The sequence below is a fragment of the Curvibacter sp. Hmag1.1 genome, assembly GCF_059769165.1.
Genome location: NZ_JBMBGX010000002.1, coordinates 3,423,974 through 3,444,757 on the forward strand (window position 1 = coordinate 3,423,974; position 20,784 = coordinate 3,444,757).

The 20,784-nt window shown below is 61.0% G+C and carries 16 protein-coding genes and 1 riboswitch; of the genes, 13 read left to right on the forward strand and 3 right to left on the reverse strand.

Annotation, left to right across the window (positions count from 1 at the left end):
• The first annotated feature begins 121 nt into the window (after positions 1 to 121).
• The 10 genes from polA (at position 122) to ACOAP0_RS16675 (ending at position 14,447) form a co-directional block, all read left to right on the forward strand.
• The gene (polA, locus tag ACOAP0_RS16630) at positions 122 to 2,917 is read left to right on the forward strand and encodes a DNA polymerase I (RefSeq protein WP_498377328.1); all 2,796 of its coding nucleotides are present in this window, start codon (positions 122 to 124) and stop codon (positions 2,915 to 2,917) included.
• Positions 2,918 to 3,014: 97 nt separating this feature from the next.
• The gene (locus tag ACOAP0_RS16635) at positions 3,015 to 4,814 is read left to right on the forward strand and encodes a methyl-accepting chemotaxis protein (RefSeq protein WP_498377330.1); all 1,800 of its coding nucleotides are present in this window, start codon (positions 3,015 to 3,017) and stop codon (positions 4,812 to 4,814) included.
• Between the two features lie 89 nt (positions 4,815 to 4,903).
• Positions 4,904 to 5,812 carry a dienelactone hydrolase family protein gene (locus ACOAP0_RS16640; RefSeq protein WP_313869284.1) on the forward strand — a complete coding sequence of 303 codons (909 nt, stop codon included), beginning with the start codon at positions 4,904 to 4,906 and terminating at the stop codon, positions 5,810 to 5,812.
• On the forward strand, positions 5,809 to 6,633 hold the full coding sequence (locus ACOAP0_RS16645) for a ZIP family metal transporter (RefSeq protein WP_498377331.1): 825 nt from the start codon (positions 5,809 to 5,811) through the stop codon (positions 6,631 to 6,633). The genes ACOAP0_RS16640 and ACOAP0_RS16645 overlap by 4 nt, the downstream gene beginning before the upstream one ends.
• Before the next feature lie 14 nt (positions 6,634 to 6,647).
• Positions 6,648 to 7,046 carry a hypothetical protein gene (locus ACOAP0_RS16650; RefSeq protein WP_498377332.1) on the forward strand — a complete coding sequence of 133 codons (399 nt, stop codon included), beginning with the start codon at positions 6,648 to 6,650 and terminating at the stop codon, positions 7,044 to 7,046.
• Positions 7,047 to 7,113: 67 nt separating this feature from the next.
• Entirely contained in the window at positions 7,114 to 7,839 is a 726-nt protein-coding gene (locus ACOAP0_RS16655; RefSeq protein ID WP_498377333.1) for a CerR family C-terminal domain-containing protein, read from the forward strand.
• Positions 7,836 to 9,275 carry an efflux transporter outer membrane subunit gene (locus tag ACOAP0_RS16660; protein ID WP_498391473.1) on the forward strand — a complete coding sequence of 480 codons (1,440 nt, stop codon included), beginning with the start codon at positions 7,836 to 7,838 and terminating at the stop codon, positions 9,273 to 9,275. Before ACOAP0_RS16655 ends, ACOAP0_RS16660 begins: the two co-directional genes overlap by 4 nt.
• Before the next feature lie 84 nt (positions 9,276 to 9,359).
• On the forward strand, positions 9,360 to 10,553 hold the full coding sequence (locus ACOAP0_RS16665) for an efflux RND transporter periplasmic adaptor subunit (RefSeq protein ID WP_498377335.1): 1,194 nt from the start codon (positions 9,360 to 9,362) through the stop codon (positions 10,551 to 10,553).
• 12 nt (positions 10,554 to 10,565) lie between these two features.
• Positions 10,566 to 13,688 (forward strand): efflux RND transporter permease subunit, encoded by a 3,123-nt coding sequence (locus ACOAP0_RS16670; protein ID WP_498377336.1) that lies wholly within the window; start codon positions 10,566 to 10,568, stop codon positions 13,686 to 13,688.
• A 1-nt stretch (position 13,689) separates the two neighbouring features.
• Positions 13,690 to 13,862: riboswitch (yybP-ykoY riboswitch) on the forward strand.
• A gap of 6 nt (positions 13,863 to 13,868) precedes the next feature.
• Complete coding sequence (locus tag ACOAP0_RS16675; protein ID WP_313869291.1) at positions 13,869 to 14,447, forward strand: TMEM165/GDT1 family protein; 579 nt, start codon at positions 13,869 to 13,871, stop codon at positions 14,445 to 14,447.
• 22 nt (positions 14,448 to 14,469) lie between these two features.
• Here ACOAP0_RS16675 and ACOAP0_RS16680 read toward each other — a convergent pair whose 3' ends face one another.
• Together ACOAP0_RS16680 and ACOAP0_RS16685 are read right to left on the reverse strand one after the other, a co-directional pair.
• The gene (locus ACOAP0_RS16680) at positions 14,470 to 16,653 is read right to left on the reverse strand and encodes an ATP-binding protein (RefSeq protein ID WP_498377337.1); all 2,184 of its coding nucleotides are present in this window, start codon (positions 16,651 to 16,653) and stop codon (positions 14,470 to 14,472) included.
• Between the two features lie 23 nt (positions 16,654 to 16,676).
• Positions 16,677 to 17,546 carry a sulfurtransferase gene (locus ACOAP0_RS16685; RefSeq protein ID WP_498377338.1) on the reverse strand — a complete coding sequence of 290 codons (870 nt, stop codon included), beginning with the start codon at positions 17,544 to 17,546 and terminating at the stop codon, positions 16,677 to 16,679.
• A gap of 237 nt (positions 17,547 to 17,783) precedes the next feature.
• Between ACOAP0_RS16685 and ACOAP0_RS16690 the strand changes: the two genes are divergently transcribed.
• Genes ACOAP0_RS16690 through ACOAP0_RS16700 form a run of 3 tightly spaced genes read left to right on the forward strand, consistent with a single transcriptional unit; the run spans position 17,784 to position 19,886 of the window.
• Positions 17,784 to 18,224 carry a hypothetical protein gene (locus ACOAP0_RS16690; RefSeq protein ID WP_498377339.1) on the forward strand — a complete coding sequence of 147 codons (441 nt, stop codon included), beginning with the start codon at positions 17,784 to 17,786 and terminating at the stop codon, positions 18,222 to 18,224.
• 60 nt (positions 18,225 to 18,284) lie between these two features.
• Positions 18,285 to 18,647: a YciI family protein gene (locus tag ACOAP0_RS16695; RefSeq protein WP_498377340.1), complete on the forward strand. Its 363-nt coding sequence runs from the start codon at positions 18,285 to 18,287 to the stop codon at positions 18,645 to 18,647.
• Positions 18,648 to 19,886: an RNA polymerase sigma factor gene (locus ACOAP0_RS16700; RefSeq protein ID WP_498377341.1), complete on the forward strand. Its 1,239-nt coding sequence runs from the start codon at positions 18,648 to 18,650 to the stop codon at positions 19,884 to 19,886.
• Between the two features lie 7 nt (positions 19,887 to 19,893).
• On the opposite strand, the gene ACOAP0_RS16705 is transcribed toward ACOAP0_RS16700, so the two are convergent.
• Positions 19,894 to 20,781 carry a DMT family transporter gene (locus ACOAP0_RS16705; protein ID WP_498377342.1) on the reverse strand — a complete coding sequence of 296 codons (888 nt, stop codon included), beginning with the start codon at positions 20,779 to 20,781 and terminating at the stop codon, positions 19,894 to 19,896.
• Between the last annotated feature and the right edge of the window lie 3 nt (positions 20,782 to 20,784).

The window sequence follows — 20,784 nt, forward strand, 5'->3', positions numbered from 1 at the left end:
CTTGGGAGAGCAATTCGTCGCCGGGCCGCCCCAAGACGAATTAGCCCCCTGAGGGGGCAGCGACCCGCGCAGCGGCGGAGCGTGGGGGCCGTGAGTGCTTGCGCGGGGCACAATACCTTTTATGACCGAATCCAAGAAAACCCTGTTGCTGGTGGATGGCTCCAGCTATTTGTATCGCGCCTTTTTTGCCGGCGGGGACAACATGAGCGTGACGCTGCCGGACGGCACCGTCCAGAAAACCGGTGCGGTGCGCATCATGATCAACATGATGAACAGCCTGCGCAAGGAGTACCCGGCCGACTATGTGGCCTGCGTGTTCGATGCCAAAGGCCCGACCTTCCGCGACGAGATTTACCCCGAGTACAAAGCCCACCGCGACCCGATGCCCGACGATCTGCGCAGCCAGATCGCGCCCATCCATGAAATCGTGCGCCTGCTGGGCTGGAAGGTACTGGACGTGCCCGGTGTGGAAGCTGATGACGTGATCGGGACGCTGGCGGCCACTGCCGCTTCGCAAGGCATTGAGGTGATTGTGAGCAGCGGCGACAAGGATTTGGCGCAGCTGGTGAATGAGCACATCACCATCATCGACACCATGAACGGAAAGCGCCGCGACTTGGCTGGAGTGGAGGCCGAGTTCGGCGTGCCCGCCCGCCTGATGCTGGACTACCAGACCCTGGTGGGCGACACGGTGGACAACGTACCTGGCGTGGCCAAGGTCGGTCCCAAGACGGCGGTGAAATGGCTGCAGCAGTACGGCTCGCTGCAAGGTGTGGTGGACAACGCCGCCAATATCGGCGGTGTGGTGGGGGAGAACCTGCGCAAAGCGCTGGACTGGTTGCCCACCGGTCGCACGCTGCTCACCATCAAGACCGACTGCGACCTCACGGGTTGGGTTGATGGCTTGCCTGCTATGGATTCGATAGCTGCTGGCGCACAGGATACGGGCGCTCTGCGTGCTTTTTATGAGAAGTACGGTTTCAAGGGGCTGGCGAAGTCCGTAGGTGGCGCTGAAACTTCGGCTGCCGCTCCTGCGCCCTCTGCGCGCACAGCCGAGCCGGGCTTGTTTGATGAGCCAGCCGGTGAAGCGGCTGCGCCTGCATCGCGCGTGAGCACGGTGGAATACGAGACCATCTTTTCGTATGAGGCGCTGGACGCCCTGATACAGCGCATACACGCGGCCCCGCTGACGGCATTGGATACCGAAACCACCTCGCTGGATGAAATGCGTGCCGAGATCGTGGGTATCAGTTTCAGCACCGAGCCGGGCAAAGGCGCTTACATCCCGGTGGCGCACCGTTACCCCGGCGCGCCTGAGCAGTTGGACCGCGACGTGGTGCTGGCCAAGCTCAAGCCTTGGCTGGAAAACCCGCAAGCTTTAAAGCTGGGCCAGCACATCAAGTACGACCGCCATGTGTTTGCCAACCATGGCATCGAAGTGCAGGGCTACGCCCACGACACCATGCTGCAGAGCTATGTGCTGGAAGCCGACAAGCCCCACGGCTTGGCGAGTCTGGCCGAGCGCCACCTGGGGCGCAGCGGAATCAGCTTTGAAGACTTGTGCGGCAAGGGCGCAAACCAAATCAGCTTTGACCAAGTGGACATTGCCAAGGCCGCCGAATACGCCTGCGAAGACTCGGACCAGACGCTGGATGTGCACCTGGTACTCTGGCCGCAGATCGAGGCCAACGACAAGCTGAAGTTCATTTACGAGCTGGAGATCGCCAGCAGCGAAGCGCTGTACCGCATTGAGCGTAATGGGGTACTGATCGACGCACCCACGCTGGCGGCCCAAAGTCACGAACTGGGCCAGCGCATCCTGCAACTGGAAACCGAGGCCTATGAAATTGCCGGTCAACCTTTCAACTTGAGCAGCCCCAAGCAGCTAGGCGAAATCTTCTTTGACAAGTTGGGCATGCCGGTGGTGAAGAAGACCGCCACCGGTGCGCGCAGTACCGATGAAGAAGTGCTGGAAAAACTGGCGGAAGACTATCCGCTACCGGCCAAGCTGTTGGAGCACCGCAGCCTGGCCAAGCTCAAAGGCACCTACACCGACAAGTTGGCGCAACTGGCACTGCCCCGCACCGGCCGTGTGCACACGCACTACGCGCAAGCCGTGGCGGTGACCGGGCGCTTGAGCAGCAACGACCCCAACTTGCAGAACATTCCGATCCGCACCGCTGAAGGCCGCCGCGTGCGCGAAGCCTTTGTGGCTGCGCCCGGCTGCGTGATTGCCAGTGCCGATTACAGCCAGATTGAACTGCGCATCATGGCGCACATCAGTGACGACCCGGCGCTTTTGCGCGCCTTCCATGACGGACTGGACGTGCACCGTGCCACGGCGGCTGAAGTGTTTGGTGTGCCGGTGGACCAAGTGAGCAGTGAGCAACGCCGCTATGCCAAGGTGATTAATTTCGGGCTGATCTACGGTATGAGCGCCTTCGGTTTGGCGCGCAATTTGGGTATCGACAACACAGCTGCCAAAAACTACATCCAACGCTACTTTGAGCGCTACCCCGGTGTAAAGGCCTACATGGAGTCCACCCGCGAACTGGCCAAGCGTCAGGGTTATGTGGAGACCGTGTTCGGCCGCCGGCTGCAATTGGCGGGCATCAAAAACGCCAAGGGCGCGCAGTTGGCGGGGCTGGAGCGTGCGGCTATCAACGCGCCCATGCAGGGCACAGCGGCAGATTTGATCAAGTTGAGCATGGTCAAAGTGCAGCAGGTACTGGATGCGCAGAATAAGTCCACCAAGATGATCATGCAGGTGCATGACGAACTGGTCTTTGAGGTTCCGCAAGACGAGGTGGATTGGGTGCGTACCGAGATACCAAGCCTGATGGCCGGCGTCGCAGAGCTCAAGGTCCCTTTGTTGGCGGAAGTAGGGGTAGGTCCTAATTGGGACAAGGCCCATTAGCGCCGAGTATGGCTGGGAACACACTTTTGTTTAAAATTTGTTGAAAGTGTGAAAATTTTGTGGATAATTGAGCTAATTAATTAAACAGGGGCGTCGTATGGGACTCAGCGGAATCAAAATCGCGACCAAGCTCTGGTCTTTTATCGTGTTGATCATCGTGGCCATTTGTATGGTCGCCGTGATCGGGCTCATGCGCAGTTCTGCGATTTTGAGTGAAGGTCGCCAAAAGCAGGCCATAGCGCAGGATTTGGTGCAAATCGCTACGGAGTGGAACGGTTTGACCTCCACGAACTCGGCTCGCAATACGGCCATTCTGTTGAGTTCCGGCAATGCGTTGAATGACGCATTCAAGGACGTGGTGACGGCCACTTCCAACCAGATCACGGAACTGCAAACCAAGATCGAGGGCATGGCCCAGACCGAGGAAGACAAAGCCCAGCTGAAGAAAGTGGCTGACGCCCGCAAACTGGTTCTATCTTCTCGCGGCAAGGCACGTGACCTTAAGAAAGCCGGGCAGGATGCAGAAGCCATGCAGGCCTTCACCACCGAGTACGAACCCGCCTTGAAGGTGTATTTGGCTGAGCAGCAGCGATTCATTGAACTTCAAAAAGAACAGACGGCAAAGTTGCAGGTGGAAATTGAGGCCAAGCGGGCGACCAATACCACTGGCATTCTGGTGAGTCTGGCCGTGATCGTGGCAGCCATCTTTGCAGGTACGACTTGGCTGGTGCGTTCCATCCGCGAGCCTCTGAATATGGCCAATGATCTGGCTGCGCGCATCGCTGAGGGCGATCTGACGCATTCGGTGCATTCCGACCGCACTGACGAGTTCGGTCAGCTGCTGCATTCCCTGGAGGCGATGAACATTTCCCTCGGACGCATGGTGTCCGAGATCCGTGGTGGTACCGACAGCATTGCGATTGCCAGTGCTGAAATTGCCACCGGCAACAACGACTTGGCGCAGCGTACCGAACAAACCTCCGGCAACCTGCAGGCCACCGCCTCCAGCATGGACGGCATTACCCAGATGGTGCAGCACAGCACAGACAGCGCCCGCCAAGCCAGTGGCTTGGCGGCCAGTGCCTCCAGCGTCGCCCAGCGCGGTGGCGAGGTGGTGAGCCAGGTGGTGCACACCATGCAAGAGATTGATGCCAGTAGCAAAAAGATCTCCGACATCATCAGCGTGATTGACGGCATTGCCTTCCAGACCAACATCCTGGCGCTGAACGCGGCGGTAGAAGCGGCCCGCGCGGGTGAGCAAGGCCGCGGCTTCGCGGTGGTGGCGTCTGAAGTGCGCTCTCTGGCAGGCCGTAGCGCTGAAGCTGCAAAAGAAATCAAGGCCCTGATTAACACCTCGGTGGAAAAAGTGGAGTCCGGTACCCAGCTGGTGACGGACGCTGGCTCCACCATGGAAGAGATCGTGCAATCAGTGCGCCGCGTAGCGGATGTGATCGGTGAAATCACCTCGGCCGCCAACGAGCAGAGCAGTGGTATCGCCGGCGTGAACCAGGCTATTGGCAATCTCGACCAGATGACCCAGCAAAACGCTGCGCTGGTGGAAGAGAGTGCGGCAGCGGCGGAAAGCCTGCGCGAACAAGCAGACCGCATGAAACAAGCCGTGGCCGTTTTCAAGGTCTCGGGTAACCAGGGCGGCACACCACTGGCCTCGGTGCCCGTGCGTTCCGGCAAGCCCAGCCCAACATTCAAGGGGCCTGAGCGCCGCAGTGGTCAGGCTGCAGGCCCTCAGGCTCGCGCCTCTACCGCAAAAGCATCTGCACCCAAGCCATCGGCTCCCAAGCCTGCTCCGGCACCCGTTCCAAGCTTGCAAAAACCTGTCGCCACCGCCTCAAACCGCACTGTTCCGGCCGGTGGAGACGACGATTGGGAAACGTTCTAATAGTGGTCGCCTTGGTTTTCCTGTAGTCTGCGTGTTGCCTCGCAAGTGCCTACACTTGTGATTGGTTTTCTTAAAACATGGAGACACGCATGCTGGAAAATTTAAAGAATGAATTGGATTCCCTGCGCCCCGGTCGCAGCACGGAAGCTGGTGCCACACGCCGCACCGCCCTGAAGGCCGCACTCGGCGTGGGCTACGCAGCCACTGCGATGCCCATCATGGCGCAGACCGCGATCAAGACTTCCGCCGATGGCCTCATTTCCGGTGAGCAGATTTATGACGTGGACGGCTACACCGTTCCGTTCTACTACGCAGCACCCGCTGGCGGAACCGATCTGCCCGTGATCCTGGTGGTTCAGGAAATCTTCGGCGTGCACGAGTACATCGCTGACACCTGCCGCCGTTTTGCAAAAGCCGGTTACCTGGCCATTGCCCCTGACTTGTATTCCCGCCAAGGCGATGCTTCCAAGTACACCGACATCGGCAAGTTGCTGGCAGAAGTCGTCTCCAAGGTGCCGGATGAGCAGGTCATGGCTGATCTGGATGGCGCCTTGGTTTGGGCCGCCGACAACGGTGGCGACCTCAAGAAGCTGGCGATCACAGGCTTCTGCTGGGGTGGACGTATCACCTGGCTCTACGCTGCGCACAATAAAGACGTGAAGGCCGGAGTGGCATGGTACGGGCGTTTGGTGGGCACCCCCTCCGAGCTCACCCCCAAGAACCCAGTCGACATTGCCGGCTCTTTGAACGCACCGGTGTTGGGTCTGTATGGCGGCAAAGATAACGGCATTCCGTTGGACACCGTGAACGAAATGAAGAAGGCCTTGGCTGCAGCCGGCAAAAAAGGCAACAAGGCTGCCAAGGCGTCGCAGTTCGTGGTGTACCCCGATGCAGGCCACGCCTTCCATGCCGACTACCGCCCCAGCTATCGCGAAAAAGAAGCCGCTGACGGCTTCAAGCGCGCATTGGCCTGGTTCAAAGCAAAGGGCGTTGTTTGATTCTTCTGGCGATAGTGGCCGGCACACTCGTGGCCGGCATAGGGAGTGTGTGGCTGGCTGCGGCACTGAGTTTCGGTGCTTTGGCCCGCTACACCCAGCATATGTTGAGTCTGGCGGCGGGGGCCTTGTTGGCTACCGCCTTCATGCATTTGCTGCCCGAAGCGTTTGAAAGCCAGGCCGGCGCCCATGATTTGTTTCTGGTGCTTCTGGTCGGGCTGGTCTTTTTCTTTCTCCTGGACAAAGCCGAGCTCTGGCACCACGGCCACGAGCACCACCACGGCCCTGCGGCGCATGGGCACCAGGCGCATGACGATCACGGACATGCTCACCATGGCCACCATCACGGGCACAGCCATGGCGCGGACAAGCCCGCGGGCAGTTGGGCGGTGCTTACCGGCGACAGCGTACATTGCTTCGGAGACGGTGTGTTGATTGCCTCGGCCTTTGTGGCGGATTTGCGCTTGGGTGCTATTGCCGCCTTGGCGGTGCTGGCCCACGAAGTGCCGCACCATATGGGCGACCTGATGGTCCTGCGGGCAGGCTCCAGCAACAAGAGGGCAGCCCTGATCAAGGTCACGCTGGCAGGTGCAGTGACTGCGTTGGGCGGTATAACCGGTTACTGGCTGGTCGACCAGCTGCAAGACTACCTTCCCTATTTTCTGGCGGTGGCGTCCAGCAGTTTCATTTATGTCGCGCTGGCGGACTTGATTCCCCAGCTTCAAAAACGGCTCACCGCACGGGAAACTGCGGCACAAATTGTGTGGTTGGGTGTGGGCATTGGAATGGTCGCGCTCGTCAGCAGCATAGCGCACGCTCACTAAGTCCGTCCTGACCTATGGACGTTCCGGCTGAGTTTGAGATGGAGTTCGCGGACTCCGAAATCCGCCAAACTCTTTGGCGTGGTGACGATCTTCATGTGATCTTTTCTGCCGTTTCTGCGACCCGGCAGGTACCTGGTGATACGCCGGTAAACGGGTTCATGCAGGGAGTGGAGCTGGTGCTCCAGCGCTGCACGCCTGCCGCTACCACCACCTTGTTCGGGCGCGTGCGGGCTGGAAGTTTGCGCGTGCAGGGTCAATCGCCACAACTCCGGATGTCCGTACCGTCCCGGTGGGAGATGCCACTTTCCTTGGAGCTTGAGCCCGCCCAATCCGGTGTGGTGGTGTTGCAGGCGCAAGCGATGGAGTGCCATTTGCAGACAGGAGGCGTTTTCCGCGAGTCCTTGTTTTGCTGAGCGAAAAACCCTGCTTGTCATCATAATTTAATCAAACGTTTGATTTATATGCTTAGAATCGGCACCTATGTCGATTCCTTTACCTGAGTCCGTTTCCGCCAAACCCACGCGCAGTGATGGCGTAGAAGCGCGCAACCGCCTGTTGGATGCTGCGTTGCAACTGTTTGCGGAGCAGGGTTTTGCCAAGACCTCCATCCGCGAAATTGCCCTGGCTGCGCAGGCCAATGTGGCGTCCATCAGCTACTACTTCGGTGACAAGGCCGGTCTGTACCGCGCTGTGTTTTCCGACCCACGCACCAACCCGCCGTTGCCCCCCGAAGCACTGGAGGGCACCGATGTGTCGCTGGAGCAGGCGATCCGCGGTTTGTTGTCCAGCTTTTTGGAGCCGCTCAAGCAGGGCCATGTCACCCAGCAGCAGTACATGAAGCTCTGCTTTCGCGAAATGCTGGAGCCTACCGGCGCCTGGCAACAAGAGATTGACACCAATATTGCCCCCGCCCACATGGCCCTGACCCGCGGGCTTTGCCGCCATGTCGGGCTCGCTGAAGCGGATGACGATATCCATAGGCTCGCCTTCACCATCAGTGGTCTGGGCGTCATGCTCCATGTGGGCAATGACCTGTACACCCAGATCCGCCCCGCCCTGGTCAACACGCCGCAGGCGCTGGATGCCTATCTGGACCGTCTGGTCTCCTATGCCCTGGTGCTGGTGGACGCAGAAGCGCTGCGACGCCGCGCCAAAGCTCCGGCTCCCGCCCATTCCCCTGAATTCATCTCACTTCAAGCCCCATGAACCCCATGCATTTACGAACCTTCACTGCCGTATCAGTGGCATTGGCACTCAGCGGATGTGCCATCGTCATGCCGCCCGCCAAAGTCGATGCTGCTCCTGCCTTGCAATGGCAGGCTCCTTTGCCCCACCAAGGGACCGTAGGCTCGCTTGCCCAGTGGTGGCAGAAGCAAGGCGACCCGCTGTTGGTGGAACTGATCGATGCCGCACAAGCCGTCAGCCCCAATGTGGCCCAGGCACTGGCGAGGGTGGAGTCCGCCCGCGCGCAGCGCACCACCGCCAACGCCGCTTTGCTGCCCAAGCTGGATGCGAGCGTCAGCGCCAGCCGTGGCGTGAGCCAGCCCGATGTGCCGGTGGCCACCACCCAATCGCTAGGTCTGCAAGCCAGCTGGGAGCTCGATCTGGTGGGCGCCAACCGCGCCGTCAGCAATGCGGCGGACGCGCAGTTTCAGGGCACCCAGGCCCAGTGGCACGACGCCCGTGTGTCAGTAGCCGCCGAAGTAGCCACCACTTATTACAGCTACGCCACCTGCACCCAGTTGCTCGGTGTGGCGCGCAAAGACGCAGCGTCCCGCCAGGAAACCGCACGCCTGACCGAGCTCAATGCCAAAGCCGGTTTTGCAGCGCCCTCTGTGGCTGCCTTGGCCCGTGCCAGCGCTGCCGATGGCAGCAGCCGCGTGACCCAACAACAGGCTGCCTGCGACTTGGATGTGAAAGCCTTGGTGGCCCTGACGGGCTTGCCCGAGCAGGATCTCCGACAAAAACTGGCTGCAGCGCCCATGGAGCGTGCGCAAGCAGCTCCTGTTTTCATAGCAAGCGTGCCCGCACAAACCCTGACCCAACGTCCCGATGTGTTTGCAGCTGAGCGCGACGTGATCGTCGCCAGCGCCCAGGTGGGCAGTGCCAAAGCCCAGCGCTACCCGCGCCTGACCCTGAGCGGTTCGGTGGGTGCGCTGCGCTACAGCAGCATGGGGCGCGAGACGAATCTGGATACCTGGTCCTTTGGTCCCTTGGCGGTCACATTGCCACTGTTTGACGGTGGTCAGCGCAAAGCCAATGTGGTGTCTGCCGAAGCGGCCTATGCGCAAAGCGTCTCGGTCTACCGCGGCAAGGTGCGCCAGGCCGTGCGCGAAGTAGAAGAAGCACTGGTCAACCTGCAAAGCACCGATGCCCGCAAGCAGGATGCCGCTGTGGCCACCGCCGGCTACGCCGAGTCGCTCGCAGCCACCCAGGCCCGCTACGGCCAGGGCTTGGCCAGCTTGGTGGAGCTGGAAGACGCACGTCGCAATGCGCTGGCTGCGGAGTCGGCCCAACTCTCGCTGGGACTGGAGCGTAACCGCGCCTGGGTGTCGCTCTACCGCGCCTTGGGTGGCGGCTTCGAGCCGGACCGCCTAAACGCGGACGCCACCTCAAGCGCCGCCGATCAGCCACGCCCCTAACTCCCTCATAAGTCGCGCACAACTCCCGCATACCTCCCGCATAACCCCCCGATTTTTTGTTGTCACCTCTTTGAGAGCAAAGCCATGAACCAATTTCACTTCAAACCCCTGACCCTGGGTCTCCTGACCGCCAGTGTGCTGACCCTTGCCGGCCTCGGCCTGTTTGCCACCCGCACGCAGGCGGCTGATGCCCCCAAGGCCGCTGCTGCGCCCAAAGCGGCGCTGACCGTGTCCACGGTGCAAGCCAAGAGCAGCCAGCTGCCTGTCAAGCTGTCGGCCAACGGTGGTGTCGCCGCTTGGCAAGAAGCCAGTGTGGGCTCAGAGGCCAGCGGCCTGCGTGTGGCCGAGCTGCATGCGGGTGTGGGCGACAGCGTGAAGCGCGGCCAGGTGCTGGCGACCTTTGCCTCTGAAAGCGTGCAAGCCGATGTAGCACTGGCACGTGCCAGCCTGAATGAGGCGCAAGCCAATGCGGCGGAAGCGCTGGCCAACGGCGACCGTGCGCGTGCGGTACAAGGCACCGGCGCCATCAGCGCCCAGCAGATCAACCAGTACCTTACGCAAGAGGCCACTGCCAAGGCGCGTGTGGCATCTGCCCAGGCGCAGCTGGACGCCCAGTTGCTGCGCCTGAAGCAAACCCAATTGCTCGCGCCCGACAGCGGCATCATCTCGGCCCGCAGCGCCAGTGTGGGTGCGGTGGTGGGGGCTGGCACCGAGATGTTCAAGCTCATCCGCCAAGGGCGGCTGGAGTGGCGGGGTGAAGTGACCTCGGCTGAATTTGCCCGCATCAAACCCGGCATGACGGTGCTGGTCACCTCGCCGGGTGGCGTGCAGGCCAAAGGCAAGGTGCGCATGCTGGCGCCCACCGTGGATGCTGCTACCCGCAATGGCTTGGTGTATGTGGACTTGTTGGCTGCGTCGACGGCCGGCCAGTCGCTGGGTGGCGCGTTCAAGCCCGGCATGTATGCCCGTGGTGAGTTTGAGTTGGGCAGCACCGGCGCACTTACCGTGCCACAAACCGCAGTCGTAGTGCGCGACGGTTTCAGCTACGTGTACCGCGTGGGCAGCGACAACAAGGTCAGCCAACTCAAGGTGCAGACCGGCCGCGTGGTGGGTGAGCAGATCGAAATCCAAAGCGGCGTGAAGCCCGAGGACAAGCTGGTGGCCAGCGGCGGCAGTTTCCTGAGTGAAGGCGACTCCGTGAAGGTGGTGGACGCTGCAGATTCCAAGCCAAAAGCGGCTGTGGCGCCCGTAGCACCTGCGCAAGCAGCTACGAAATAAGGAGCAAATCCGATGAATGTCTCCTCGTGGTCGATCAAAAACCCCATACCGGCGGTCATGCTCTTTGTGATGCTGACATTCGCCGGCATGCTGGCTTTCAACAGCATGAAGGTGCAGCAGTTCCCTGACCTGGAGCTGCCCAACATCACCATCTCGGCCAGCCTGCCCGGTGCGGCGCCGGCCCAGCTGGAAACCGAAGTGGCCCGCAAGCTGGAAAACGCGATTGCGTCCATCCAGGGCCTGAAAAACATCTACACCAAGGTGCAGGACGGTGGTGTCTCGATTACCGCCGAGTTCCGCTTGGAGAAGCCCACGCAAGAAGCGCTGGACGAAGTGCGCAGCGCCGTGCAAGGCGTGCGCAGTGAGCTCCCCAGCGATGTGCGCGATCCGGTGATCAACAAGGTGAACCTGTCGGGCGCGCCCATTCTGGCGCTCACGATCCGCTCGTCCAAGATGGATGACGAAGCGCTGAGCTGGTTTGTCGACAACACCGTTTCACGCCGCCTGCTGGGCGTGAAAGGCGTGGGCTCAGTGGTGCGCGTGGGTGGGGTGACCCGCGAGGTGGAGGTCGCCCTCGACCCCATGAAGCTGCAAGGTCTGGGCGCTACCGCTGCGGACATTTCGCGCCAACTCAAACAGGTGCAAACCGAGAGCGCAGGTGGCCGCGCCGATCTGGGTGGTAGCGAGCAGCCCATGCGCACGTTGGCCACTGTCAAAACCGCTGAAGAGCTGGCCAATCTGGAGTTGACACTGTCCAACGGACAGCGTGTGCGCCTCGACCAAGTAGCCACCGTCAAAGACACGATTGCCGAGCCCCGCGCAGCCGCGCTGCTTAACGGCGTGCCGGTGGTGGGATTTGAGATCACCCGCAGCAAAGGTGCCAGCGAGGTGGAAGTCGGAGCCGCAGTGAATGCAGCTTTGGACGAACTCAAGGCCCAGCACCCCGACATCGAGCTGACCCAGGCCTTTGACTTTGTGAAGCCCGTAGCCGAAGAGTTTGATGCATCCATGACCATGCTCTACGAAGGCGCCTTGCTGGCGGTGATTGTGGTGTGGCTGTTCCTGCGCAACTGGCGTGCGACCTTTGTGTCTGCGGTGGCCTTGCCCTTGTCCGCGATACCGGCCTTTATCGGCATGGCGTATCTGGGCTTCACCATCAATACCGTGACGCTGCTCGCGCTCTCATTGGTGATCGGCGTGCTGGTCGACGATGCGATTGTGGAGGTCGAGAACATCGAACGCCACCTGAACATGGGCAAGACGCCTTACCAGGCGGCCATGGAAGCGGCGGACGAGATCGGCCTTGCCGTGGTGGCGACGACCTTCACCCTGATTGCGGTGTTTCTACCCACCGCGTTCATGAGCGGTATTCCCGGCAAGTTCTTCAAGCAGTTCGGCTGGACGGCAGCACTGGCGGTGTTTGCCTCGCTGGTAGTGGCCCGGGTGCTCACGCCCATGATGGCCGCCTACATCATGAAGCGCAGCCCGCGCGAACACAAAGACCCGTTCTGGATGGGCGCCTACATGCGCGCCAGCAAATGGGCGCTGAGCCACCGCTGGATCACCATGGGTGCCGCAGCGGCTTTCTTTGTGGGCTCCATCATGCTGATCCCCCTGTTGCCTACCGGCTTCATCCCGCCGGATGACAACTCGCAGACGCAGGTGTACATCGAGTTGCCACCGGGCTCGACCTTGAAGCAAACGCGCGATGCGGCGGAGCATGCCCGCCAGTTGCTGGGCAAGGTTGATCACATCCAGAGCATTTACACCACCATCGGTGGTGGTGCAGCGGGCTCTGACCCGTTCGCGCCTCCGGGTACCACGGAGGTCCGCAAGGCCACGCTCACCGTGCTGCTGACCGAGCGTGGCAAGCGCCCGCGCAAGCAAGGCATTGAAAACGCCATCCGCGCGGCCATGGCCGAAGTGCCCGGCATCCGCAGCAAGGTGGGCTTGGGCGGCAGTGGCGAGAAGTACCAACTGGTGCTGACCGGCGAAGACCCCTTGGCCTTGGCCAGTGCTGCCGCTGCGGTGGAGCGCGATTTGCGCACCATTCCCGGCTTGGGCAGCATCACCTCCAGCGCGAGTTTGATCCGCTCTGAAATCGCAGTGCGCCCCGACTTCGCGAAGGCTGCTGACTTGGGTGTCACCAGTGCCTCTATTGGCGAGACCTTGCGCATTGCGACGGTGGGTGACTACGACACATCACTGGCCAAGCTCAACCTCAGCCAGCGGCAAGTGCCGATTGTTGTGAAGCTGGATGACTCCGCGCGACAGGACCTGGACTTGCTGGGCCGACTCGCGGTGCCAGGCGTCAAAGGCCCTGTCATGCTGAGTCAGGTGGCGACGCTCGAAGTGGCCGGTGGCCCGGCGGTGATCGACCGCCTGAACCGCTCACGCAACATCACCTTTGAAGTCGAGCTCTCCGGCGCGCCACTGGGCGATGTGACTGAGGCCGTGCAAAAACTGCCCTCGATCACCAACCTGCCGCCCGGCGTGAAGCAGTTGGCGTTGGGTGACGCTGAAGTCATGGGTGAGCTGTTTGCCAGCTTCGGCCTGGCCATGCTGACCGGGGTGCTGTGCATTTACATCGTGCTGGTGCTGTTGTTCAAGGACTTCTTGCAACCCTTCACCATTCTGGCGGCGCTGCCACTGTCCTTGGGTGGCGCGTTTGTGGGCTTGCTGGTGGTGAACCAGAGCTTTTCCATGCCTTCGCTCATCGGGCTCATCATGCTCATGGGCATTGCGACCAAGAATTCCATCTTGTTGGTGGAGTACGCGATCCTGGCGCGCCGGGGTAGCGATGGCAGTGATGGTCACCCCGTTGCGGCGCCCATGAGCCGGTTTGACGCGCTCATTGACGCCTGCCACAAGCGTGCGCGGCCGATTGTGATGACCACCATCGCCATGGGCGCCGGCATGGTGCCTCTGGCCGTGGGCTGGGGTGCTGCAGACAGCAGCTTCCGCAGCCCGATGGCGGTGGCGGTGATCGGCGGGCTGATCACGTCCACCGTGCTCAGCCTCTTGGTGATCCCATCGGTGTTCACGGTAGTGGACGATCTGGAACATCTCTTGGGCCGCTTGAAGCGCTGGGTGTTGCGCGAGAAACCCGCCGCGGAGGGGAAGCCGGTACAATAGGGCTTCTGTCATTGGGGAGTAGCCTCTCTTGCGTCGCAAGAGGCTTGCGTCAACACACTGGGTCCGCAGACCCTGGCGCCAGCAGTTCAGTCTTGGCAAGACCTTTGACCACCGCACATCCGCCTTGGCCGGTGATGTGCCGTGGTCATTTGTCTTCTACCGGCCTTGGAACTCGTGCTTATGGAATCCCTTCTCGTCTCTACCGGTGTGGTCGCTCTGGCCGAAATCGGTGACAAAACCCAACTCCTTGCCTTCATCCTCGCGGCCCGTTTCAAAAAGCCATTGCCTATCGTGCTGGGCATTCTGGCCGCCACCATCGTGAACCATGGGTTGGCCGGAGCTTTGGGGGCCTGGATCACCTCCGCCATCAGCCCCGGCGTGCTGCGCTGGGTGCTTGGTGCGTCCTTTCTGGGCATGGCCATCTGGACGCTGATTCCCGACAAGATTGAAGACGAAGAAACCCGGATTGCCGGACGATTCGGAGTGTTCGGTGCCACGCTGATTACGTTCTTCCTGGCCGAGATGGGCGACAAGACACAGATCGCTACCGTGGCCATGGCCGCCCACTACGCGACACCGGTGATGGTGGTCATCGGCACCACCCTGGGCATGTTGATTGCCGACGTGCCAGCAGTGTTTGCCGGAGACAAGCTCGCCAACAAGATCCCGATGAAGCTGGTGCACTCGATTGCGGCAGCCATTTTTGCCGTCTTGGGTATCGCCACCTTGCTGGGGGCCGGCTCAGGTTTCGGCTTTTAAAGAAAGAGCGGAGTGGGGCGCTTCAGGCACCTTCCTCTTCCTGCCGGGGTTCGGGTGCGCTGCGCGGCAGCCTGATGGTGACGGTGGTGCCGTGGCCCACCGTGGACTGCACTTCCAGGGTGCCGCCCAGGGTTGCTTTCACCAGGTTTTCGACGATGGACATACCCAGCCCTGTGCCGCCGCGGCCGATGCGGGTACTGAAGAAGGGCTGGAACATTTTTTCCAAGGTATCCGGGGCAATGCCGCGGCCGTTATCGGTGCAAACGAGGGTGACTTGGGTCTCATCGGCAGTGGCACTGATGTGGACTTCGCCGTGTTCCATGCCTTCGAAGGCATGCAGGTAAGCGTTGTTGATGAGGTTGATGAGGACCTGGCCCAGCGGACCGGGGTAACTGTCCATGCGGATACCCTCGGGCGCTTCCAGCAGTACCGTGTGGCTTTGGCGTTTGAGACTGGGCGCCAGCGTGTCCAGAATCTCGCGCAAGCCCTGTTGAAGGTCAAAAGTGCGGCGCTGCTCGCTGGCCTGGTCGGCCGCCACTTGACGGAAATTCTTGAGCAGGGCCACCGCGCGTTCCAGGTTGCGCAGTAGCAGTTCATTGCCGCTTTGCACTTGGCCGACAAACTGCGCCAATTCCGAGCGCTTCAAGGTGCCCGCCACCATTTGCTGCTCAAACTGGTTGGCCTGGGCGACCAGTGTGCTGGCCGTCATCATGCTGTTGCCCATGGGTGTCGCCATTTCGTGCGACACACTGGCAATCAGGGTGCCCAGCGTGGCGCGTGCTTCACTGCGCGCCATGGCCTCCTGCATCTGGGCCTCAAGGCTGGCGTTGAGGGCATGGATGCGGATCTCCGCCTCCTTTTGCTGGGTGACCTCCAAGTTGATGCCGGCAACTTTGATCGGTTGGCCATTTCCATCACGCGCCACGATGTGGGCCAGGGATTGGACCCACATCCATTGACCGTCTTTCTGGCGCATGCGGTATTCGTACTCAAAACGGTCGCCCTGCAACTTCGTCAGATCCGCGAAGGTCGCGCTGATGCGGGGTCGGTCCTCGGGATGCACCATGCCCAGCCAACTCGTGAGCACGTTGTCACCCAGTTCCTCGCGGCTGTAGCCGCTGACCACGTGCCAGCGCTCACTGACGCTAAGGAAGCGATGGACCAGGTCGTATTCCCAGATGGCAACGCCCGTGCTTTCCACCACCTCTTTCAGGCGGTATTGCTCTGCCAGCAATTCATCCCGCAAGGCCTGTTCGTGCGCTATGGCGGTTTCAGATCGTCTGCGGTTGATTTGGCTGCGTGTCAACAAAATGGTGAGCAGGGCGGTGACCAACAAGCCCAACACCAGTGCGAAGGTGGCCTGATGTACCCAGCCGGAATTCAGCAATTCGGGTTTGGGGTGCAGCAACAGTTCCCAATTGCGGGAACCGAAGTTCAACTCCAGGGCGTAATCTGCGCTTTCCCGGTGGGCGCTGTCTTTGTCGTGCCCCGGCGTATGTGCCGCGGCTCCCATCGAGGTGAACAAGGGGGCATCACTCTCGGTCTGTCTGTCGCGGACGATCAATTCATTGCCTGCGGCCTCTGCCTGATAGGCTGCGTTCCGGGCCAGCGTACCCACATCCACCAGCGCATTGATGAAGCCGATATGGCGGCTGATGCTGTCCGTGTCCGCACTGCGCTGGTACACCGGGACGGTGATGATCACGGCAGGCTTGGCGCCTTCTGCCAAAGGTGTGACGGCAGCAAATGCACCGGTGGCAATGGGTGTGCCTACGACCCGCGCGTCTTTCTGGGCCTCATCCAACAGGGGGCGGGCCTGGTGCGTCCACTCTTTCAGGTTTGTCGGGAAAACAAAGCCCTCCGACGCTTCCATTTTTTGCCACTCGAGGGCTGCGACCGTGGGGTGCGCGATCTTGAGGCGGTTGGCGTACAGGTCAAACTGGGCCCGGGTCATGGCGGGCTGCATTTCGGCCATGAGGGCCGCACCGCGCACGGCTTCGATGGTGCTGGTCGCGTCGTGGTCCAGGGCGCCGAGTACGGTTTCGGCCAGTGCGCTACGCTGCTCGTAGATCCGCAGGGCCTCGGCCTCCCGCAAGTTGCTGTAGACCGCAGCCGTACTCAGCAGACCCGCCGCTACCACGCCCAGCACCACCATCAGGTCGGCGGCCAGGCGCTTGGCGGGAAGGCTGAGGCTCGGCAGGATCATGAGGCCGCAGTGTAAGCGGGGTCTCAGCCTTGCGCTACCGGGAAGCCCGGACGGTTGCACCACTCGCTCCAGCTGCCGGCAAACAAGGCGCTGCCTTGCAAGCCGGCAATCTCCATGGCGAGGATATTGGGCACAGCGCTGACACCGCTGCCGCAGTGGTGCACCACGTGCTCCGCTTGCCGCTGCCCCAGCAAGGCCTCGAATTCACCACGCAGCACAGCGGCCGGTTTGAAGAAGCCATCAGCGCCCAAGTTGTTGCTGAAAACCCGGTTCAAGGCGCCGGGGATGTGGCCGGCCACCGGGTCAATTGGCTCGGTTTCACCCCGGAATCGCGGGGCACCACGCGCATCCAGCACATGCTGGGTAGGCTTGCCCAGATGGGCCAGCACCTGGTCGCTGCTGCGCAAAGCCACCAGCGGGTCGGCCACCGCAAAGGTAGAGGGTGCGCGCGCAGGTTCATCACCGCTGCTCACCGCACCACCCGCTGCCTGCCAGGCTTGGAAGCCGCCGTCCAGCACGGCCACATTTGCATGGCCCAACCACTTGAGCATCCACCACAAGCGGCCGCAGTAATTGGCGCCTTGGCGGTCGTACACCACCACCTGGTCGGTGTTTTTGACGCCCACGCTACCCAGCCAGGCCGCGAACTTTTCACGCGCAGGGAGCGGGTGCCGTCCGCCGGACTGCGCGCCGGTCAAAGCCGGGTCGCCCTTGGCGCTCAGGTTGTTGTCCAGATGGGCGTAGAGGGCGCCGGCAATATGGCTCTCGGCATATTGAGCGGGACCCTTTTCGGGCCGCATAAGGTCGCAGCTGCAGTCGAAAACGACGGCAGGCGTGGCGCTGGCTTGCAGGGCTTGGAGTTGGGCGACGGAGATCAGGGTGGTGTAGGGCATGGGGTTGGGAGGCGGCTGGTCTAACAAAAAGGGGGGCCAAGTTGCCGACAAAAGGTCCGGAAAACTTTGTAAATCGGGATGGACTTGAGTCTAGCCTCGCTTGGGACATCGTCCAATCCAGCCAATTTAAGCGAAACCGAAAACTTTTTTCAGCACCTTGTCGATTGGAGCTTCATCCAAGCATCACATGAATGAGCCAACGCAATAATGCTCGGGCTCTCACCTTGGAGATCACTCATGTCTGAAGACAACGCGCAACGGGCTCTGCCCAAATGGTTCTGGCCCGTGGCCATTTTGGGGCTGGCCTGGAATATTTTTGGAATCATCCAGTTTCTGCCCACCGTGCAAGGCTCAGTGGGCAGCCTGATGAGCAACGGAATGACCAAGGAACAAGCGGAGCTGTATGTCAGCTTGCCGTCTTGGATGACGGTCGCCTTTGCTACCGGCGTGTTCGGTGGTGCGCTGGGTTGCTTGTTGTTGCTATTGCGTTCGCCATGGTCACGCCCTGTGTTTGCGGTTTCTCTGGTCGTATATTTGGTGCTCTATGTGGGTGACATCACGCAAGGTGTCTTCCAGTCTTTCGGAATGGGGCAGGTCGCCATTCTCACCACCGTAGTGCTCATTGCTGCAGGTTTGCTGTGGGTTTCCATGCGGCAAATCCGCCGCGCCAGCTGGTAGTCGCGCATTTACTCGTTTCACCCTACTTATATTGAACTCATCTTTTTTCAGGAGAAAACCATGCAATTCATGTTGATTCACAAAGAGACCGCGGAAGATTTGGCCCAACGTGCCAACCCTGAGACTGCACCCGCTTACTGGGGCGCATGGAATGCCTATATTGGCGCGATGGGCCAATCCGGAATTTTTGTGCAAGGCAATGGTCTGCAGGACCCCAACACCGGTACCCAGGTTCAATTGCGCAATGGCAAGCGCGTCATCCACGACGGACCTTACGCAGATACCAAAGAGCATATCGGCGGCTATTTCATTATTGAGGTTCCGAGCTTGGATGACGCTTTGGAGTGGGCCGCACGCAGCCCCAGTTCTTTGACCGGTACGACCGAAGTACGGCCGGTGTTGGTCATGGCCCCGCCGAACTGAGTGTCGGCTGATTCCCGCGCTGCTTTCAGGGCCGCCGAGCTGGCGGCCCGGGAGTCGTATGGCCGTTTGGTGTCCTACCTGGCATGGCAGTGGCGCGACATTGCCGCCGCGCAAGATGCCTTGAATGATGCATTGTTGAAAGCCTTGGAGGTATGGCCTGTCAGTGGGGTACCCGCATCGCCGGATGCCTGGATCCTGACTGTTGCCAAGCGCCAGTTGCTGCAGGTTGCCCGCCATGACCAGGTCCGCTTTGATCCTGCGGTCACGGTGCTCCTTGAGCAAGAGGCCATTCAGGAGGAGCGCCCTGTGGTACCTGATGCACGGCTCAAGCTCATGTTTGTGTGTGCCCATCCGGCGATTGATGAAAAGGTGCGGATTCCGCTGATGCTGCAGGTGGTTCTTGGATTGCAGGTGGCGGACATGGCGCCTGCCTTGATGGTTTCGCCCGCAACCCTAGCGCAGCGGCTGGTGCGTGCCAAGCAAAAAATTCGTGATACTGCCATCCGTTTTGAAGATCCCGAGAGGGCGGAGTTGCCCGAGAGGCTGGGGTTTGTGCTCGAGTCCATTTACGGCGCCTTCGGTTTGGCTTTGGACGCGGTGGACGGCGCAGAGACCCGGATTACGGATCTGCGGGAAGAGGCGCTGTATCTGGGCAGCATTGTGTGCGCTCTCTTGCCGGATCAGCCGGAAGCCCGGGGATTGCAAGCCTTGATGATGTTTTGTGACGCGCGACGGGATGCCAGGACGGGGCCGTCCGGTGAGTTCATTCCTTTGGCCGAGCAGGACACCCAGCGTTGGAATCGCGAAGCGATCGTGCGAGCGGATCAGCTGCTGTGGATTGCGGCCCAGCAAAGGCGGCCGGGTCCTTTTCAGCTGGAGGCCGCCGTCCAGTCGGCCCATTGTCAACGTCTCTTTACGGGAAAGACGCCGTGGCGAGGCATTGATTTGCTCTACCGACAAATCAATGCGCATTACCCCACGCAGGGAGCCTTGGTAGCGGGCGCAGTGGCCATGGGCGAGTCAGGCAATGTGAGCGAAGGGCTCGCGCAACTGGACGCGATGGACAGGTCCGTGACCAAGTCGTTCCAGCCCTGGTGGGTTGCCAAAGCGCATTTGTTGCGCTTGCGAAGCGATAGCTCCAAGGCAGAGGTCGAGGCTGCTTTGCAGATAGCCATCGGGCTCACCACACAACAATCGGTGCGCACATATCTGGAAGCTATCCGCTCCAGTCTCAGTTAAGGCTGGCCTAGTGCTCCTCAGCCGGCGTATTCGGTAGCAAGCGCGTCCGCAGCACGGTCGCCAGCACGCCGCTGGTCACGATCACGGCAATGCCTATCCAGCCCAGCGTCGGAATCTGGTCGCCAAACAGCACCAAACTGAAGATCACCCCGAACACAATGCCCGAATACTGCATGCTGGCCACCACCAACGTGGCGCCTTTGCGGTAGGCGCGGGTCATGCACCATTGACCCAAGGACGCCAGCACGCCGATGGGAATGACCCAGACGGCATCCCGCCAATCCACCTCACTCCATGGGGTGAAACCCGTGAAGGCAATGCCCACAGCGCCAACCACTGCGCTGCCTACCGAGAAGTAAAACACGGTGCGCTCTTCCGGCTCGCCGACCTTGCCCAGCGCCGTTACCTGCATGTAGGCCAGTGCAGCGCCCAGGCCGGAGAGCAAGCCGATCAGGCCGGCAAACAGCTGGTTCTGGTCGATGGTGGGGCGCAGTGTCATGACCACGCCCACAAAACCCATCAGCACCGTGCCCAGTAGCGCGCCCTGTGGTTGCTCTTTGCCGTAGAGCAGGGCACCGCCCACTACAAAAGCAGCCACCCAGACGCCGCTCATGTAGTTAAGTGTCATGGCAGTGGCCAGTGGCAGGTGGGCAATGGCGTAAAACCAGCTGCCCAGAGATACCACACCGATGGTGCTGCGCCACACGTGCATCAGCGGCACCGGGGTGCGCAGGCTGGAACCACTGGCCCGCACCACGATGCCCATAAACACAATGCTGACCAGGCCCCGGTAGAACACGAGCTCAAAGGTGCCAAAGCTATTGGACGCGTACTTGATGCCCACCGCCATCAGCGCGAACCAGAACGAGGCCAGGACCATCCACAGAGCTTGCATAGG

What these genes read in the sequence shown, in the direction of transcription:
- polA (WP_498377328.1), top strand. Translation starts at nt 122, where the DNA reads ATGACCGAATCCAAGAAAACCCTGTTGCTGGTGGATGGCTCCAGCTAT.
- ACOAP0_RS16635 (WP_498377330.1), top strand. Translation starts at nt 3,015, where the DNA reads ATGGGACTCAGCGGAATCAAAATCGCGACCAAGCTCTGGTCTTTTATC.
- ACOAP0_RS16640 (WP_313869284.1), top strand. Translation starts at nt 4,904, where the DNA reads ATGCTGGAAAATTTAAAGAATGAATTGGATTCCCTGCGCCCCGGTCGC.
- ACOAP0_RS16650 (WP_498377332.1), top strand. Translation starts at nt 6,648, where the DNA reads ATGGACGTTCCGGCTGAGTTTGAGATGGAGTTCGCGGACTCCGAAATC.
- ACOAP0_RS16655 (WP_498377333.1), top strand. Translation starts at nt 7,114, where the DNA reads ATGTCGATTCCTTTACCTGAGTCCGTTTCCGCCAAACCCACGCGCAGT.
- ACOAP0_RS16660 (WP_498391473.1), top strand. Translation starts at nt 7,836, where the DNA reads ATGAACCCCATGCATTTACGAACCTTCACTGCCGTATCAGTGGCATTG.
- ACOAP0_RS16665 (WP_498377335.1), top strand. Translation starts at nt 9,360, where the DNA reads ATGAACCAATTTCACTTCAAACCCCTGACCCTGGGTCTCCTGACCGCC.
- ACOAP0_RS16670 (WP_498377336.1), top strand. Translation starts at nt 10,566, where the DNA reads ATGAATGTCTCCTCGTGGTCGATCAAAAACCCCATACCGGCGGTCATG.
- ACOAP0_RS16675 (WP_313869291.1), top strand. Translation starts at nt 13,869, where the DNA reads ATGGAATCCCTTCTCGTCTCTACCGGTGTGGTCGCTCTGGCCGAAATC.
- ACOAP0_RS16680 (WP_498377337.1), bottom strand. Translation starts at nt 16,653, where the DNA reads ATGATCCTGCCGAGCCTCAGCCTTCCCGCCAAGCGCCTGGCCGCCGAC.
- ACOAP0_RS16685 (WP_498377338.1), bottom strand. Translation starts at nt 17,546, where the DNA reads ATGCCCTACACCACCCTGATCTCCGTCGCCCAACTCCAAGCCCTGCAA.
- ACOAP0_RS16690 (WP_498377339.1), top strand. Translation starts at nt 17,784, where the DNA reads ATGTCTGAAGACAACGCGCAACGGGCTCTGCCCAAATGGTTCTGGCCC.
- ACOAP0_RS16695 (WP_498377340.1), top strand. Translation starts at nt 18,285, where the DNA reads ATGCAATTCATGTTGATTCACAAAGAGACCGCGGAAGATTTGGCCCAA.
- ACOAP0_RS16705 (WP_498377342.1), bottom strand. Translation starts at nt 20,781, where the DNA reads ATGCAAGCTCTGTGGATGGTCCTGGCCTCGTTCTGGTTCGCGCTGATG.